The 16750-nt window shown below is 62.1% G+C and carries 13 protein-coding genes; 7 read left to right on the plus strand and 6 right to left on the minus strand.

Annotated features, from left to right (window positions below):
• Position 1 precedes the first annotated feature (1 nt).
• Entirely contained in the window at positions 2-271 is a 270-nt protein-coding gene (locus HP564_RS12345; RefSeq protein WP_371243417.1) for a barstar family protein, read from the plus strand.
• Here HP564_RS12345 and HP564_RS12350 read toward each other — a convergent pair.
• From HP564_RS12350 to HP564_RS12365, 4 genes are all read right to left on the minus strand, one after another.
• Positions 268-2643, minus strand: coding sequence for a virulence factor SrfC family protein (locus tag HP564_RS12350; protein ID WP_371243419.1), 2376 nt, complete (start codon positions 2641-2643; stop codon positions 268-270). The two genes, HP564_RS12345 and HP564_RS12350, sit on opposite strands and share 4 nt — an antisense overlap.
• Positions 2640-5603 carry a virulence factor SrfB gene (locus HP564_RS12355; protein ID WP_371243421.1) on the minus strand — a complete coding sequence of 988 codons (2964 nt, stop codon included), beginning with the start codon at positions 5601-5603 and terminating at the stop codon, positions 2640-2642. Before HP564_RS12355 ends, HP564_RS12350 begins: the two co-directional genes overlap by 4 nt.
• 2 nt (positions 5604-5605) lie before the next feature.
• Positions 5606-6877 (minus strand): SrfA family protein, encoded by a 1272-nt coding sequence (locus HP564_RS12360; protein ID WP_371243423.1) that lies wholly within the window; start codon positions 6875-6877, stop codon positions 5606-5608.
• A gap of 163 nt (positions 6878-7040) precedes the next feature.
• On the minus strand, positions 7041-8216 hold the full coding sequence (locus HP564_RS12365) for a benzoate/H(+) symporter BenE family transporter (protein ID WP_371243425.1): 1176 nt from the start codon (positions 8214-8216) through the stop codon (positions 7041-7043).
• Between the two features lie 90 nt (positions 8217-8306).
• On the opposite strand from HP564_RS12365, the gene HP564_RS12370 reads away from it, so the two are divergent.
• The 4 genes from HP564_RS12370 to HP564_RS12385 all read left to right on the plus strand — a co-directional run bounded on the left by HP564_RS12370 (position 8307) and on the right by HP564_RS12385 (position 10994).
• Positions 8307-8852, plus strand: coding sequence for a helix-turn-helix domain-containing protein (locus HP564_RS12370; RefSeq protein ID WP_371243427.1), 546 nt, complete (start codon positions 8307-8309; stop codon positions 8850-8852).
• A 77-nt stretch (positions 8853-8929) separates the two neighbouring features.
• Positions 8930-9361, plus strand: coding sequence for a MarR family winged helix-turn-helix transcriptional regulator (locus HP564_RS12375; protein WP_371243429.1), 432 nt, complete (start codon positions 8930-8932; stop codon positions 9359-9361).
• A gap of 12 nt (positions 9362-9373) precedes the next feature.
• Positions 9374-9931: an isochorismatase family protein gene (locus tag HP564_RS12380; RefSeq protein WP_371243431.1), complete on the plus strand. Its 558-nt coding sequence runs from the start codon at positions 9374-9376 to the stop codon at positions 9929-9931.
• Positions 9932-9956: 25 nt separating this feature from the next.
• On the plus strand, positions 9957-10994 hold the full coding sequence (locus HP564_RS12385) for an AbrB family transcriptional regulator (protein ID WP_371243433.1): 1038 nt from the start codon (positions 9957-9959) through the stop codon (positions 10992-10994).
• A gap of 29 nt (positions 10995-11023) precedes the next feature.
• Here HP564_RS12385 and pqqU read toward each other — a convergent pair whose 3' ends face one another.
• The gene (pqqU, locus tag HP564_RS12390; protein ID WP_371243435.1) at positions 11024-13132 is read right to left on the minus strand and encodes a TonB-dependent receptor PqqU; all 2109 of its coding nucleotides are present in this window, start codon (positions 13130-13132) and stop codon (positions 11024-11026) included.
• 199 nt (positions 13133-13331) lie between these two features.
• Between pqqU and HP564_RS12395 the strand changes: the two genes are divergently transcribed.
• A complete protein-coding gene (locus HP564_RS12395; protein WP_371243839.1) occupies positions 13332-14261 on the plus strand; it encodes an NAD(P)-dependent oxidoreductase in 930 nt (309 codons plus the stop codon).
• A 2-nt stretch (positions 14262-14263) separates the two neighbouring features.
• Positions 14264-15046 carry a helix-turn-helix transcriptional regulator gene (locus HP564_RS12400; RefSeq protein WP_371243437.1) on the plus strand — a complete coding sequence of 261 codons (783 nt, stop codon included), beginning with the start codon at positions 14264-14266 and terminating at the stop codon, positions 15044-15046.
• Here HP564_RS12400 and leuA read toward each other — a convergent pair.
• Positions 14967-16679, minus strand: a complete 1713-nt coding sequence (gene leuA, locus HP564_RS12405) for a 2-isopropylmalate synthase (RefSeq protein WP_371243439.1) — start codon at positions 16677-16679, stop codon at positions 14967-14969. The two genes, HP564_RS12400 and leuA, sit on opposite strands and share 80 nt — an antisense overlap.
• Positions 16680-16750 lie beyond the last annotated feature (71 nt).

Raw genomic sequence — 16750 nt, forward strand, 5'->3', positions numbered from 1 at the left:
TATGCTGACGATTACGCTTGATTTCCGCCACCTGGCGGATCGCCCTGCGCTCTACCAGACGCTGGCTCAGCAGAGCCACTGTCCGTTTCCCTTCGGCAATAATCTGGACGCGCTGTGGGACTGGCTGACGGGCGGCATGGCGCTGCCGGCACGTATCTGTCTGCGCCACGCAGTGGGGCTGGAAGACAGCGATGAGTTTGCCGACGTGCTGGCGCTACTGGAAGAGGCGGCGCAGGCGCTGGAGGGCGACCTGCACCTGGTGCGGGATTAGCTGCGCAGCGTGGCCAGAATCTGCTCCAGCCCCTCGCGCGCGGCGGGCGTCACATCGCGACCACCCGCATAACCGTTGTTTTCCAGGATCAGTGCGTTGAGCCCAACCAGCCAGTCATAAATGTAGTAGGCCGTATGGTTAGCGGGCGCGGCCGAGAGACGCGTCAGGCGCTTTCCGCTGGAGAAGTTCACGCTTGGGGCGGGTGGGCGCGCAAAGATTGGCTGGCCGCGGTTAACGCGACTTAGCGGCCGCCCGGCCTCATCTCGCTGCAAAAAGCCCAGCCAGGCAACAAAGTCGCCCAGCACCGTCATGGCGCGGGAAACCTGTCGATCGGCGCGCGACTCATGCGTGACGGACGGGTTGTCCGGCTCGTGCAGCACCTGTTCCAGCATCGTCAGCATATCCAGACGGAAACTGGCGACAATCAGCTCCTCAACCAGCCACTCCAGGGTGGCGCGATCCACGTTCAGCAGGGTCAACAGGCTGCGGTTTTCCGGCAGTTCGCGTAAATGATCAAGCCACAGCGCCATCACCTGGCGGGCAAAACTCTGGCCTGCCGCATGCGTGGGATGCTGAACGGCGGCAGGCTCGGCCAGCGGCGTGTCGCTGAACAGGTCAAACTCAAAGCCAACGCCAAAATGCTGCGCAGGCGCGTCGGGACGACGTGCGGCAGCGGAGGCGGGCGCGTCGTGCTGGCTGAGCCAGAGCTGGCGCAGCACGTCGCGCGGCGGCTGCAAACGTTCCAGTAGCTCCCCGTGCAGGCCGGTGCGGTGTTGCAGACACTTCAGCAGCGTATCGGCGATAGTTTGTTTGCGTGCCGCCTGCTCGTCGCTGGCGCGGGCTTCGCGCCAGGGCAGCAGTCGACGCTCCAGCACGCTGCTTTGCAAAACACGCAGTTCACTTACCAGCCGCTCGCGGCGCGCATCGGGCTGCATCTCCTGCTGTAACCACTCGGCCATGCGATCGACGCCTGCGCGATCGAGCGCCAGCATCGATCCCCAGCGCTGGCCCGGCTGACCCATCTGGCGCTGTACCGCTTCATCCACGTTGCTCAGCTGATGGCGCGCATCATAAGGGGTAATGGCCCAGATCAGGCGCGGTTTTTCACCGCTTTCCCGCACTGGCTGATGCAGCTGCCATTCGCGCAGCGTGCGGCTGGCAACATCGCTATCCTGACGCTGACTGGCGGCGGTGCAGATCAGCATTAAGTCAATGCCCTGGCGGGCCGCATAGAGGCCGGGAAGCAGGGCGCGTTTCTGCTCCAGCAGCAGGGCGCGCAGCGGATCGATCTGTTGCAGCCGCTGGCGCTCCTCCTGCGCCGTGGCGTCAGCTGGCGTGCCCGGCGCGGGGAGATCGAGCATATCTGCCTCGTCATAAAGTGCCGTGCGCGGCGTCGAGCTGAGCGGGATGACCAGCTCCAGCGTCAGCAGCGCCAGCCAGCCCAGCGGCACCTGCTGCGGCTTGCCGATGCGGTTACCGTTCAGCGGGCAGACCTCAACCAGCCGTTGACGTTCCTGCTCGCTGGCGCAGGCGATAAGCTGTTCGCTCGGTAACAGCGCGTCGTCAACCAGCAGGCTGAGCGGTGCCAGCACACGGCTGGCGTTGCGCAGCTGATGGCGCAGGTGTAGCAGATGGCGCAGCACGTCGCTCAGCGCTGGCTGGGCGGGCCACAGCAGCGAAAAGAGCTGTACCCGGTCGTCCACGCTCAGCGCGGGTGCCAGTTCAACGGCCTGCGGCCAGAAATGGCGGTCAAGGTGCGCATCGTGGCAGCGATGGCGACGGCTCCAGGCCCAGAGCGTTACCAGCGCGTCACTATCGAGGCCGCCTGCGGGCGTGCTGAGACGCTGGCACTGTAAACGCTGTAGCTGCTGGTCAAGATGGGTTTTCTCCGGCGGTGGACTGTCCGCGCGGCAGCTCAGCACCAGGCGCAGCAGCTCCGCCTCGCTCAGCAGCGCCAGTTCAACCGGCCATTCGCCAGAAAGGGGCTCACGCTGATGGCAGTAGCGGGTGGCGGTAGCAAAATCGAGATTGCCTGGATTGATATGCTGAAACAGGTTGAGGCTCTTGTCACCGAGGCGCGTCAGCATTTGCCCCTGCGCATCGGCAACCATTTCGCCCAGTAGCCAGGCTTTGCCAGCCTGCGACTGGCCAAACAGCGCCAGCGTGACGGGACGTGCCACCTGATGTGCCAGCGCCTCGCTCTGCGCGCGGGCGCGGCGCAGCTGGCGCGTCAGGGTCTCTGCCTCCAGCGCCAGGCGAGGCGAGGCGGCGCGGTGATCCTCAATCCAGCTAAGGCTGGCGTTTAGCGCCTCCTGTAACAGGCCAAGGCGTTTTGCCAGCGTCTGCGGCTGGCGCGGTTTTAGCGTTCTCATCGTTTACACAGGCTTCCGCTGTCGATCCAGTACTGGGCGTGGGCATTGCCCGTCGGCGAGAGGGTATTGAGCTTCAGGCTAAGCTGCTCTGGCGGCACGCGCGTTCCGTCATCAAGACGCGCATCGACCAGTACCAGCCGCTCCGGGCCGGGCAGTGCCGGGCCCGGGGCAACGGCCAGCTTCACGCGCAGCACGCTCTCCCCGGCGACTTTACGCGCCAGCTGGGCGTCGTTGAGCGTCAGGCTGTAGAGCGGCGAGGCGGGCCAGCGGTCGTTATCCAGCTGGCGGAACCCCAGGCAAACATTGCCGCGAATGCGAAAGCTGCTTTTACGATCCAGCGCGAAACCGGGATCGTCGAGATCGATATCGCTGTAGCACAGATTGTCGTTGGTCAGCGCCTGGTTCTCATCCAGTACGCCAAGATAGCGGATGGTCGAGTAGGGTTCAAAGTCACCTGCGCGGAACCAGAAGCTGCTGAGGCGCAGATCCAGCGCCAGCAGGCAGAGCATCGCACCTACCGCCGCGGTGGATTTCGGGTTGTCGATGCGCCCGTGCTTGTTGAACGGATACCAGTCACTGGTGTGGTAACCCTCCAGCGAGAGAATACGGCTGCCCGGCAGCGGCTGCAGATGGCGCACCAGCGCCTGAATGCCGGGGAAGCGCGACGGGCGTCCGGTCAGCAGGAGCACATCGCACTGATAGAGTGATACCACCTCGCACATCGATCGCAGCGCCGGAATAATGGCCATTCGGTGCTGCATAAACTCGGCGTGCAGCTGTGACAGGCTGACAATCAGCGGCACTTCCAGCAAATCGAAACGACTCTCGCCACCCAGCGCACGCTGGATCTCACCGTTGATAAAGGCCAGCACCGCGTCGGCAGGCCGGTGCTCGACCAGTTCACCAAACAGGGCGTTGATCTCGGCATGGCTTTCCAGCGGGTCCCAGCTTTCATAGCGCTCAAGCACCGCCTGCGCCAGCGGAATAAACAGCTGGAGCGTGGCCTGCTGGCGCAGCGTCGCCTGACCGTCGAGACGGCTGTCGTGACCGAACAGTTTGTTCAGCAGCGGTTCAGCCAGCGCGAGGCCCGCTTTTTGCAGGCTTTGCTGAAGCGCAGGCAGGATCCACAGCTGGATCACATCGAGCAGAATATCGTCACCTGCCACTTTAAAGCCTTCACGAAACAGCAGGCGCGGGGTGATCTTGACGTTATTGCCCTGGCCGTCATCGAGGCGATAGTGCGTAATCGCCAGGTCGGTGGTGCCGCCGCCAATATCAATTGAGGCGATACGCAGGTTTTTGCCCGGCGCCTCGTCTACTTCACGCGGACGATCCGGACGGGCGGTACTGCTGAAGAAGTCCTGTGCGCGGCCGGCAAAGTTGACCTGGGTCTCGTTGAACAGCCATACCATCTGGCCGCAGGTGGCCTCGTCCCACTCCATCTGCACATCCGGCACCGGCTTGCGGCAAACCGGCGGCGCTTCGGCACTGAATGGCTCGTCGGCGCCGTGCCAGCCTTCAGCTTTCCACACCAGCGCGATCGCCTCCTGCATGCGACGACGAAAAATTTCGCGCTCTGGTTTCGGCATCGCCGACGGCAGCGTAAGGATAACGTGACGCAGTTGACGCGGCGCATGACTCTGCGGCATGCGCTGGCGCTGTGCAGCGCTGTTCATTTGCATCAGCGCCTGCGCCAGCAGCTCACACAGCATAAAAGTCATCAGCGAGCTGCGGCTGTAGTGCGCCGAGAAGACCGGCAGACGCGCGTCGGCAGCCAGCGCGTGCAGCGGTTCGCCCTCATCATTCAGCAAAAAGGTAAAAGGGGCGGCGTTAGCCTGTGGCTCGCTGCCGCCGTGTGGCTGGTTAAAGCGCCAGCCTGGCTGATAGCGCGCTTCATCCCACAGATAGCGCCGCGGACTGGAGAGGCCGGTACTGCCCTCCAGGCCAGCGCGCTGTAGCGCCAGGCGACTCGCTTCGCGGCCCACACGCGTCAGCGACGGCCACATAAAGGCGTTTTCGCGGCCGCTCTGCAGCGAGAAGCTGGCTTTGCCAAAACGCGTTTCAGCGAACTCCAGGCGGCTGTCAAACAGTTCGTTATAGACCTGGTGTGGCTCAGAGAGGTCGCGCAGCTGCAGTTCATAGGTCTGCTTCAGGCCGTTGCTCTCTTCAGGATGGTCCTCGACCAGAATGCCGCAGGTGTGCGAATTGCCGACGTCGAGAATAATGTCGACGTTAACCGCGGGTGTCTGCTGGGTAGCGGCCTGAAGATGAATGTCGCTGAGGTTAAGCTGCTCGCCGAGCAGCTCCAGCAGATTAAGGTAATGTGCCTGATACTCAAATTCGCGCAGCGCCTGCGCAACGGCCTGTTCGCGGCGATCGGTCACGCGCTCGCTGAAAGCTTCACGCAGCCAGCCGTCGACCCAGGTGTGATCGAGAAACTCGCCCAGCTCGTAATTGTGCCAGGCGAGAGAAAAGGTGACGCCGTTTTGCGCGTCCGCAGGGGTCAGGCCGAGCCGTTCGCCGCCGTCCTGTTCCGCGACACAGCGCGTGTCAAATGCCAGCGTGACGCGGTGGGTATTGCCTGCTGCATCGGGTTGCGCCAGCGCGGTCAGACGCAGGCGCGCCCAGTTTTCCGGCCCGCCGATAAACCGGCGTCCGCTGGCGCAGCGCAGCATCGGCAGCGGTAGCCAGCAGTTTGCCAGCAGCGTCAGCGAATCGGCCAGCGCCACGTCTGATTCCGGGCGCACCACTTCCGCCGCGCCGCCATCCTGCGGATAGAGCAAAAATTTGCCGCTGTTGCCGTCCACGTTCAGACGCAGCAGCGGGCCGTTTGCCGTCTGGCGCACAAACTGGCGGCGCGCCTGGCCCGCGGCGAGGCGCAGACCAAAATCCAGAAACTGCACGCCGCTCTCTTCGATCAGCGTGATTTTTTGTTTGTCATCGATCAGGGGAGCCAACATGGTTATTTACTCTCGCGCTTAATCGTCATCGGGAAAGATTTGTTGTCGCTGAACAGCGCTTCGCACACGGCGACGCCTTCACCCGGTTTACATATCAGCTGTGGCATCCGGTAGCGTGAACCATCACTGCATTTTGCGGTGTAGCGGCTGCGAATCGACAGCTGGCCGCTGCCAAGCATGGCGGCAGAAACCTCGTCGGCGCTACAGTGCAGGTTATTGCCCTGGGTAACCGTGGCGCTGCCTTTGCCCACACTGAGCTCATAGTGCAGCACCGGCGACGCGCCGCCCGGCAGTGAGTTCTGCATCACCACGCGCCAGTGGCCGTCCACCACGCTAATGGCACCGTTGCGCACGTCGTCACTGCTCATCTTCAGCGGCTCATCCAGGGCGGGCACGGCGGGGATGACGACGCTGGCCAGGGGCGCAGACGGGGCAGGCGTCTCGGCCGTCACCGTAACGCTGGCGGGCGCCTGCGGCAGAGTAAGGGCGAGGCGCTGTACGGCGACCAGCGCCGCAGGCGGCGCGACGGCAGTAACCGGCGTAACGGGCTGCGGCACGGTGGTGAGCCGCGGCTGATGCAGCCAGAAAGCGCCTGCGGCGGCCATCGCCAGCGCCGCCGGGGCCAGATACCACAAGGAGAAGGCGCGGCGCGGCGCGGCGGGGGTCACAGCAGGCACATCAGGCTGCACGGCTGGTTTCTGCTCGGGCAGCGGTTCAGGTTCGGGAGTGAAGGGCAGCGTTTCTGGCTCAGCCGCTATCGGCTCCGGCAGCAGCGTCGGCAGAGATTCATCCAGCGTATCGCGCAGGCAAACCAGCGCGTCATCGCGCGTGCGCGCCTGTGCGTCAACAAAGCCCCAGAAGGTAATCACGGGTTTGCCATCCACCAGGTAGACATACTGCTGATCGGGAAACTGCAGGCTCTTCGCCAGCAGTGCGCCAAACAGCCGCATCGACGGGTTCTCCGCTTCGCGCGCGCGCGCGCTCAGATCCTGCATCTCCTGCTGCGTCGCGGTGAGCTGATCCAGCGCCTGACGGCGCTCATAGTCGCTGGCTGCAAGCCAGGATTTTACTTTGCCGCTGAATGGCGCATACCAGTCAAGACGGTCACCGCGCTCGTTGGGCTGCGGGATAGCCAGGCAGTTTGCCAGCACGGTCTGACGACGCAGACGCAGGGTTTCACGTATTTGCAGGGCGGATGCGTAGACCGGCTGGCCGTTTTCACCCAGCGCCAGCACCGCGTCGAGATTACCGCTGCGCAGAAAAGTTTTTGCCACCTGTTGGGCCCTTATCGGTCGAAGTCTGAGGCAGAAAATCGTGTGTTATCGGCGATTGGGGTGATATTAGGCGGAGCAAGGGCAAATCAAACGGCGGAAAAAACGGTGAATAAGGGCGTTTATCGCGCGCTGCAGAAAAAAAACCTGTGGCGCGCGACGTCTTTTATCCCCGGCGCGGGGTCAGGATCAGGTGTGCAATCAGACCCGCTACCAGCCCCCAGAATGCCGCGCCGATACCCAGCAGGGTGATGCCGGAGGCGGTGACCAGAAAAGTGATAACGGCGGTATCGCGCGTGTCGGCATCCGCCAGCGCGCGCGTCAGGCTGCCGCTAAAGGTTGAGAGCAGCGCCAGCCCGGCAAGCGTGGCGATCAGCGGTGCGGGTAACGCCACAAACAGGGTGGCAATCAGGGCGCCGGAAAACCCGGCCAGCAGATAAAACAGGCCTGCCAGCGCGGCAGCGATCCAGCGGCGCTGTGGATCGGCATCCACCTCCTCGCCCATGCAGATTGCCGCAGTAATCGCCGCGATACAGACAGAGAAACCGCCAAACGGCGACAGCAGCAGCGCCACCAGGCCTGTCCAGCTCATCAGCGCAGAGATCGATGGCCGATAGCCATGCGCGTGCAGGGTGGCAATGCCGGGCGCATTCTGGGAGGCCATTGTTACCAGGAAAAAGGGCACACCGACACCCAGCAGCGCGGTCAGGCTGAAGTGCGGCATGATGGCCTGAGGCAGTGCAAAACGGGCAGCGTCTGCAGGAAAATGGATGGCATGTCGCGCCAGTGCAACCGCCACGCCTGCGGCCAGAGTGGCCAGAATGGCGTAGCGCGGCAGCCAGCGTCGCGCCAGTAGCCAGGTCAGGCACATGGCACCGCAGAGCGCAACGTCGCTCTGCAATCCGGTAAAGGCATCCAGCCCGAAACGCAGCAGTATGCCTGCCAGCATCGCTGACGCCAGCGCTGGCGGAATAATATGCATGATGCGCGCAAACAGACCGGTGACGCCGCTCAGCAGGATCAACGCGTTCGCAAAGATAAACACGCCCACTGCCTCGTTTATTGAAAGGCCGTGCAGGCTGGTTGCCAGCAGTGCCGCGCCGGGTGTCGACCAGGCGCAAAGGATCGGCATGCGCGTCCAGAGTGACAGTCCCAGCGAACAGATCCCCATCGCGATGCCCAGCATCGCCAGCCAGCCGCCCGTGAGTGCAGCAGAGGCACCCGCCGCCTGGGCCGCCTGAAAAATAATGGCTGCCGAACTGCTGTAGCCAACCAGCACGGCGACAAAACCAGAGACCAGCATAGGAAAAGTGAGGGCGCTTCGCCCGGTTTGACTCAGCATAAAAGCTCCTTGTGCGTTATAGCGCACATCCTACCAGTGTGCGTTATAACGCTCAAGTGCTACAATGCCGTGACGATTTCAGGAGAATCCATGGAAAACCTTCATCAGCATCTCAGCGACGCGCTAAAACAGCTGCGTCAGGCAAACGGCTGGAGCCTGACGCTGGCCGCGGAGCGCACCGGCGTCAGCAAAGCGATGCTTGGCCAGATTGAGCGCGGTGAGTCCAGCCCGACGGTGGCGACGCTGTGGAAAATTGCCACCGGCTTTAACGTCCCGTTCTCCTTTTTCATTCAGGCAACGCCTCTGCCGTCTGGCGAAACAGCGCGCTTTAGTCAGCCTAACGCGCAGATGATGGTGCGACCGCTACTGCCTTATGACGCGCAGCTGCGTTTCGATCTGCTGTCGGTCGAGCTGGCGGCCGGCGCGCAGAGCGACTCTTCGGCTCATGAGGTGGGCTGCGTTGAGCAGGTTGTGGTGATTGAGGGCGAACTGCTGCTCGGTATGGGGGGCGTCTGGCGACGTTTAGCGACGGGCGAGGCGTGGCAGTTTGCTGCTGACGTGCCGCACAGCTACCGTAATCCACTCGCCACGCCGCTGCGATTCCACAGTCTGATCCACTATCTGAAGCGTCCCTGACCTTACAAATTGATACGAAGGCAAACTACACAGTTTACCTTCGTATCTCTATACTTGATAACCGTAAGGAGAGGGCAATGAGCGAACTGAACGAATCTGCCACCCTGCTGCGCATGCTGGTCGGCAAGCTGGGGCGTCGGCTACGCGAATCTGCGCCGCCGGGCGATCTGACCTGGTCACAGGTTTCCGTGCTGGGCTATCTGATACGCGATGGGGCCATGACCGTCACCGACCTGGCGGCGGCAGAAGGTGTCCGCACTCAGTCAATGGGGGCTACTGTTGCCAGCCTGCTGTCGGCCGGTATGGTGCAGGGCGAAGCCGATCCCTGCGACGGACGTAAAACCCGCTACACGGCAACGTCTGCTGCGCGTGCGCGCGTGACCGCCAACCGGGCCCTGCGCGACGACTGGCTGGTGCGCGCGATCAATACGCAGCTCAGCGCCGAGGAGCAGCAGCAGTTGCTCAGAGTGCTCCCCTTACTGCAACGACTCGCCGACAACGCATCCTGAGAGGACATTTAGATGGCTCTGACCACCCTTGATACCCAAACCGCACTGATTATTATCGACCTGCAACACGGCATCGTTGGTTTGCCGGTTGTGCACGAGCCGCAGCCGGTGATTGACCTCTGTGCTCAACTTGCTGATGGCTTCCGTGCACAGCAGCTGCCGGTTGTGCTGGTCAACGTCGCAGGGGGCGCGCCTGGACGTAACGAGCAGGCGCGGCACAGCGGCGATCTGCCTGCGGACTGGGCCACACTGGTGCCAGAGATGACGCCACAGCCTGGTGATATCACCGTGACCAAGAAAACCTGGGGAGCGTTTCACCACACCGGACTGCACGATGAGCTGCAACAGCGCGGCGTCACCCAGGTGGTGATATGCGGCATCGCCACCAGCATTGGGGTGGAATCCACCGCGCGTCAGGCCTATGCATTAGGTTACAACGTCACGCTGGCCACCGATGCCATGACCGATCTGAACCTCGACACGCATATCAACAGCGTGGAGCGGATTTTCCCGCGCCTGGGCGAAACCGGCTCTGCCGCTGACGTGCTGGCGCTGGTTAACGCGCGCTGAGGTGGTATTGATGCGGGCTGGGTTAATGCGCTGGATCGGACTGATACTGAGTTCGGCCGCACTGGTTGCCGTGCTGGAAGGGATACATATTCCGGCGGCGCTGCTGCTTGGCCCGATGTTTGCTGGCATCGGGTTCGCCGCCTCTGGCCGCACGCTGAAGCTGTCGCGCCCGCTGTTTAACTGTGCACAGGCAACGGTCGGTACCATGATCGCCTCCGCCATCCCCGCCTCGATCTTCCAGGAAATTGCCCGCGACTGGCCGCTGTTTGTACTGTGCGTAGGCTCGGTGATTGTCGCCAGCCTGCTGCTGGGTGGTGTGCTGGCGCGTTTTCGCGTGCTGCCCGGCTCAACCGCCATCTGGGGGTCGTCGCCTGGCGCAGCGACCGCCATGACGCTGATGGCGGAGAGCTTTGGCGCAGATGTGCGTCTTGTTGCCTTTATGCAGTATTTGCGCGTCATGGTGGTGGCGCTGGTCGCCACGCTGGTGACGCGCATCTGGACGGGTGACAGCGGCAACGCCTCGCCCGCGCTCGATTTTTTTGCGCCTGTTGCTCTCTCTTCGTTTCTTTTTACCTTGCTGACGATCGCCGCAGGCGTGCTGGCGGCGCGGCTGCTGCGTATTTCTGCCGGTCCGATGCTGATGGCGTTGATTATCGCCTCGGTGGTGCAGGATGTCGGCTGGGTAACTCTGACGCTGCCGCAATGGCTGCTGGCGCTGGCGTATGCCTTTGTCGGCTGGGGAATTGGTCTGCGCTTCAGCGCCGAAATTATCCGCTATGCCGCCCACGCCTTTCCGCGCGTGCTGCTGTCAGTGCTGACGCTGGTAGCGATCTGCGGCGGATTTGCTTTTCTGCTGGTCGAGTTTGCCGGTATCGATCCGCTGACCGCATACCTGGCGACCAGCCCCGGTGGGGCGGATTCGGTCGCCATTATTGCGGCATCGAGCAACGTCGATATGCCGTTTGTGATGGCGATGCAGACCGGACGCTTTATTGTGGTGATGTTTACCGGGCCGATACTGTCGCGCTGGATAGCGAACTGGATGGCGCGTCGCTCAGCATAAAAACCCCGGCGCCAGGCCGGGGTTTTTATTTACTGAAACGCGTAGCTCATCGTCAGCCCGACGCTGTAATTGCGTCCGGGTGCCGGTTCGAAATAGCGTCCGTTGCCCTCGTTGACGATAACCGATCCTACGTAGTGGCGGTCGAAAAGATTGTCGACGCGGCTAAACAGGTCCAGCGTCCAGTTCTGTACCTGCCATTTGTAGCCACCGTTCAGCGCCGTCACGGTATAAGCGGGCGCTTTCACCGCATTGTCATCGCTGGCGGCGATATTGCTCATGTAGCGCAGCTCCGCACCGGCATAAAAGCCCTGTTCTGGCGCATATGCCAGTCCGGTATAGACCATGTTGCGTGCAATACCAGGAATGCGGTTACCATCGCAGCTCTCGCTGCCGCAGGCGTTACTGCGATAGCGTGCGTCTAACAGCGTCCAGGCTGCCTTCACGCGCCAGTTATCCGCAAACTGTTGATCAAGCCCCAGCTCCAGTCCGCGTCGGCGGGTTTCCCCGGCATTTTTATAGGTGGTCCGGCCGCCGAGGCTGGTGTCGGTGACAATCTCGTTTTTGGTGTCGGTCTGGAACAGCGCGGCGGTGATCAGACCATAGCCAATGCGCTTTTTGCTGCCGAGCTCAACGGTATCGCTGGTGGCGGGCTTCAGCCCGGTGTTCAGGCCGGTTGCGCCGTCGGCACGATAAGAAAGCTCGTTAATGGTCGGCGTTTCAACGCCGCGCCCGGCAGAGAGGTAGGCGTTCCAGCTATTATCGATGGCGTACTTCAGCGACGCCGCGGGTAGCCACTTATGGTAACGGGCGTCGCCGCTGTCATCGCCGTTGCGAGGAGTAATGTAGCGATCGTCAGAATCGAAATTCACCGTGCTGTAGCGCAGGCCCGCGTCAAGAGACCATTTGTCTGTCAGTTGCCAGGCGGTTTGCAGGTAGGGATCGAGGTTCCACATCAGGTTGCGTTCGTTGCGGCGCAGCGCTCCTTTTTCACCATACCCGGCGGCGGTGAAATTCTCGAAACCCTTACGGCGTTCGGTCATGGTTTCATAATCGATGCCGCCGGTGAGCGTGACCGGCATGCTGAACAGGGTGTCGCGGTGCGTCCAGCGGGTATCAATACCCTGATAGTGACGCGTCAGATCAATCACACCGCCCGGATGGGTGGGGTTAGCCTGGACGGCGGCCGGAATCGACTGATACTGCGTGGTTTCGCGCATACCGGCATACATCATAACGCTGAGATCGTCGTTTTCGCCCATCTGACGCTGATAGTGCAGGCCGCCCTGCGTCTGATCGACGGTTTTGCGCGTGTTATAACGCGTGACGTTGCTTACCACCTGGCGTGGATTGTCGCGCCACTGGTCCGGGGTCAGGCCGCCGGGATCCTGCGCCTCAATATGTACGCTGTTGAACAGCAGCGTCAGGGTGCTGACATCGTTGATGCGAACGCCGAGCTTTGCGTTGCCAAGATTCTTCTGTGCCTCACTGTGATCGCGATAGCCGTGGGTCGTGAAGCGCGAAGCAGAAACGCTGTAGTTAACGTCGCCCGCGTGCGTGCCGTCGCCGGTCGCGCCGGTCGCCTTGAGGCTGTTGCGCCAGCTGCCGTAGCTGCCGTACCAGCTGCTCGCTTCCAGCGTCGGTGGCTGCTGGCCGGTCTGGGTCTCGACGTTGATCACTCCGCCTGAGGCGTTACCATAGAGCGCAGAGAAGGGGCCGCGCAGTACTTCAATATGGTCAACTGAGCCGATATCGATGTTTGAAGTTTGTCCCTGACCATCGGGCATGGTAGCAGGAATGCCGTCAACGTAGATGCGCAGTCCACGCACGCCATAGGTAGAGCGGGCACCAAAGCCACGCACCGACAGCTGCAGATCCTGGGCGTAGTTTTGCCGGTTCTGAATTTGCAGGCCTGGAACTGGGCCGAGATTTTCTGACAGGTTAACGCGCGGCGCAGCCTGGCGCATATCCTCTCCGCTGACCACGCTCACGGCAGCGGGGGTATCCAGCGCCGAAAGGCCGGTTTGCGCAGGGGCTGCGCTCACTACCATGGTGTTGCCGGCCCCCTCAGCCGCCAGCAGCGGTAGCGGCAGGATGGCGGGCAGCAGCACGCTGATTTGACGCAGTGATGCAATTTTCATAGGTGAAAGACCGTAATAATAAGCAAATGAACCATCTGGAACAGAGGGTGCGTATGTTACGTTTTTTTACGATTATTTGAAAAGCGTAAATAATAAGGCGGATCCCTGCGTCATTCAGCGGCGAAAAATGTTTTCCTGACTGGATTTTTGCTGACATTCCCTTCAGTGTTAATCGTTTCACTGGCGGAATGCGTCCGACCTGCCGCGCGACAGGGCGCAGCGCCGCAAACATAACCACACCGTGACCACAACAAGGAAAATCACTATGAGTCAACAACCTGCTGTTGCCGTTTTGGGTCTGGGCGCAATGGGACACGCTTTTGCCACCAACCTGCTGAAGAAAGGCTTTACCGTTTATGGCTGGAACCGTACCCGCACGCGCGGCGAGGATCTGGTTTCCGCGGGTCTGCGCCTGAGCGACAGCCCGGAAGAGGCGGTGCGGTCGGCAGATGTGGTCATTGCCATGCTTTCGGACGGGGAGACCACGGAAAAAACGCTGCATCAGGTTAAAGATGCGCTGAAGCAGGGCGCAACCCTCGCCCAGATGGGCACCATCGGTGTCGAGAAAACCGATGCGCTGGCGGGCTGGTTTGCGGCGCAGCGCGCTGACGTGGTGTTTATCGATGCACCGGTTTCCGGCACCAAGGCACCGGCTGAAAATGCACAGATTCTGATCATGGCCAGCGGCGACCAGGCGCGCGCGCAGGCAGCTGAAACGGTGTTTGCTGCCATCGGTAAAGGCACGCAGTGGCTCGGCGAGGCGGGAAAATCCTCACGCATGAAGCTGGTGGTAAACAGCTGGCTGATTGGCCTGATGCAGAGCCTGGCGGAGAGCACGCGCCTGGCGGAAGCGTTTGGTTTTACCACCGATGACCTGTGGAAGGTGCTGGACGGCGGCCCGCTGGCTGCGCCCTACGCTAAAGTTAAACTCGCCACCATCGCCAGTGAGGATTTTACGCCGCAGATGCAGCTGGTCTGGGCGCTGAAAGATGCGAAGCTGGCGCTGGACGCGAAGGGAGACGCAAAGCTGCCCGCGCTGGAAAATATCGCCGGGCTATGGCAGCAGGCGGTTGACGCGGGCTACGGTGAGCAGGATCTGGCGGCGATCTACTCGTATCTGAAGGCGTAAGCGTGTCGTCGCGGCTGACCTTCGATTTTACCGTGCGCCCGCTGGTGCCCTACGCGCATGATTATGCGCACGGTGAGAGCGAGCCCTGGCATCATCACAGCTGCGCGCAGCTGATCCACACGCTGAGCGGCGTGGTGCGCGTCGACACCGCGCAGGGGAGCTGGATCGTGCCGCCGAGCCGCGGCGTCTGGCTGCCCGCTTTTACCCGTCACGCGCTCCACATCACCGGTAAGGTTGCCGCACGCACGCTGTTCGTTGACCCGCTGGCGCGAGCCGATCTGCCCGCAGGCTGTCAGGTGGTACAGATCTCGCCGCTGCTGCGCGAGCTGATCGTGAGTTCGCTGTCGCTGTCGGAACACTATACGCCCGGCAGCCGCAGCGAGCGCATCTATGAGCTTATTCTGGATGAGCTGCGCAGCATGGACGTCCTGCCATTTAGTCTGCCTGAGCCACAGAGCGCCCGGCTGCAAAAACTTTGCCGCGCCATTCAGCAGTCGCCAGGCGACTGCTGGACGCTGGAGGGGGCAGCAGCGCAGCTTAATCTTTCCGGGCGCACGCTGGCGCGCCATTTTTTACGTGAGACCGGGCTGCATTTCAGCGACTGGGTGCGGCGCGCGCGTCTGGCCATCGCCCTGACGCGGCTGGCGCAGGGCGACCCGGTGCTGAGCGTGGCGCTCGATCTCGGCTATGAAAGCCCGAGCGCCTTTAGCGCGATGTTTCGCCGTCTTCTGGGCGTTGCGCCTGGGGCCTGGTTTGCGCCGGAAGAAACGCTGTCGCTGCGTTAAACAGCGCCTGAAGCGACGCACGGGCGATATCGCTGTCGATGCTCACGCCCCAGGCGCGTTTGCCCTCGCTGTTCACGCAGCAGAGATAAGCGACCGAGCGGCTGTCGCTGCGTTTACCCAGCGTATGCTCGTGGTAGTCCCCAATCGTCAGGTTCAGCGCCAGCGTCTGTTGCAGCGCATCCACCGCCGCCGAGAGCAGCCCATTGCCGCGACCACGCAGAGGGCGTGTCCTGCCGTGCAGTGACAGGCTGGCATCCAGCTGCGTCAGCTCGCCATCGCTGCGGCTGTCGGCTTGCAGCAGCCTGATGACGGGATGCTCCACGCCGTAATGCTGACAAAAACACTGCCAGACGGCACGCTGCGTCATCTCTTTGCCATCGCGGTCTGCTTCCTGCTGTATATGCTGACTGAAATCCTGCATCAGCGCGCGCGGCAGCGACAGGCCGTGATTCTGCTCCAGCAGCCAGGCGGCCCCGCTTTTACCTGACTGGCTGTTCACGCGGATCACCGCTTCATAGCTACAGCCGATATCGGCGGGATCGAGCGGCAGGTAGGGCATCTGCCAGAGCTTTTCCTGCTGCTGCTGACGAATGGCGAAGCCTTTACGGATGGCATCCTGATGGGAGCCTGAAAAGGCGGTAAATACCAGCTCGCCTGCATAGGGATGGCGCGGATGCACCGGCAGCTGATTGCAGCGGGTTACCACATCGACCACCCGGCTGATGTCGCTGAAGTCGAGCTGCGGCGAAATACCCTGGCTGTAGAGATTGAGCGCCAGCGTGACGAGATCAACGTTGCCGGTGCGTTCGCCATTGCCGAACAAACAGCCCTCAACGCGATCGGCACCGGCCAGCAGCGCCAGTTCGGCGCAGGCGGTGCCGGTGCCGCGATCGTTATGCGGATGCACGCTGATACAGACGGCCTCACGACGGCTGAAGTGGCGGCAAAAATATTCGATCTGATCGGCATAGACGTTGGGCGTGTTGACCTCTACGGTAGCCGGCAGATTAACGATCATCGGGCGCGCAGCACAGGGTTGCCAGATATCTGCCACCGCCTCACAGATTTCCAGCGCAAAGTCTGGTTCGGTAAAGCAGAAGGTTTCAGGTGAATACTCAAAGGTCCAGGCTGTTTCGGGCCGTTTCTCGCAGCCGTCGCGAATATGGCGCGCGCCTTCGCAGGCCAGAGCGACAATCTCCGCCTTACTCTGGTTAAAGACCCTTTCGCGGAACAGCGGCGCCGTGGCGTTATAAAGGTGCAGGATGGCGCGCGGTGCACCCTGCAGCGCGTCAAAGGTTCGGGTAATCAGCGTTTCACGCGCCTGCGTCAGCACCTGGATGGTGACGTCGTCGGGAATGCGCTGCTGTTCGATCAGCTGACGGACAAACTGGAAATCGGTCTGTGAGGCGGCGGGAAAAGCCACTTCAATCTCTTTAAAACCGCACGCCAGCAGCAGATCCCAGAACGCCAGCTTGCGTTCTGCGTCCATCGGTTCGGCCAGCGCCTGATTGCCGTCGCGTAAGTCGGTGGAAAGCCAGCGCGGCGCCGCTGTCAGCTGGCGACTGGGCCACTGGCGATCGGGCAGGGCGATGACGGGAAAAGCACGGTACTTCTCAGCGGGTTGAGTCAACATAGAGCCTCCTGATTACTGGCCCTCAGTCTGCCCCGACAGGTCAGGGCGCGGCGCACGCAAAAGTGACAACC

The sequence above is a fragment of the Pantoea sp. KPR_PJ genome (assembly GCF_041386365.1).
Lineage (GTDB): Bacteria > Pseudomonadota > Gammaproteobacteria > Enterobacterales > Enterobacteriaceae > Pantoea.

Excerpts from the sequence above, each read along its gene's own strand:
- HP564_RS12345 (WP_371243417.1), top strand. The coding sequence starts at position 2 with ATGCTGACGATTACGCTTGATTTCCGCCACCTGGCGGATCGCCCTGCG.
- HP564_RS12350 (WP_371243419.1), bottom strand. The coding sequence starts at position 2,643 with ATGAGAACGCTAAAACCGCGCCAGCCGCAGACGCTGGCAAAACGCCTT.
- HP564_RS12355 (WP_371243421.1), bottom strand. The coding sequence starts at position 5,603 with ATGTTGGCTCCCCTGATCGATGACAAACAAAAAATCACGCTGATCGAA.
- HP564_RS12365 (WP_371243425.1), bottom strand. The coding sequence starts at position 8,216 with ATGCTGAGTCAAACCGGGCGAAGCGCCCTCACTTTTCCTATGCTGGTC.
- HP564_RS12370 (WP_371243427.1), top strand. The coding sequence starts at position 8,307 with ATGGAAAACCTTCATCAGCATCTCAGCGACGCGCTAAAACAGCTGCGT.
- HP564_RS12375 (WP_371243429.1), top strand. The coding sequence starts at position 8,930 with ATGAGCGAACTGAACGAATCTGCCACCCTGCTGCGCATGCTGGTCGGC.
- HP564_RS12380 (WP_371243431.1), top strand. The coding sequence starts at position 9,374 with ATGGCTCTGACCACCCTTGATACCCAAACCGCACTGATTATTATCGAC.
- HP564_RS12385 (WP_371243433.1), top strand. The coding sequence starts at position 9,957 with ATGCGCTGGATCGGACTGATACTGAGTTCGGCCGCACTGGTTGCCGTG.
- pqqU (WP_371243435.1), bottom strand. The coding sequence starts at position 13,132 with ATGAAAATTGCATCACTGCGTCAAATCAGCGTGCTGCTGCCCGCCATC.
- leuA (WP_371243439.1), bottom strand. The coding sequence starts at position 16,679 with ATGTTGACTCAACCCGCTGAGAAGTACCGTGCTTTTCCCGTCATCGCC.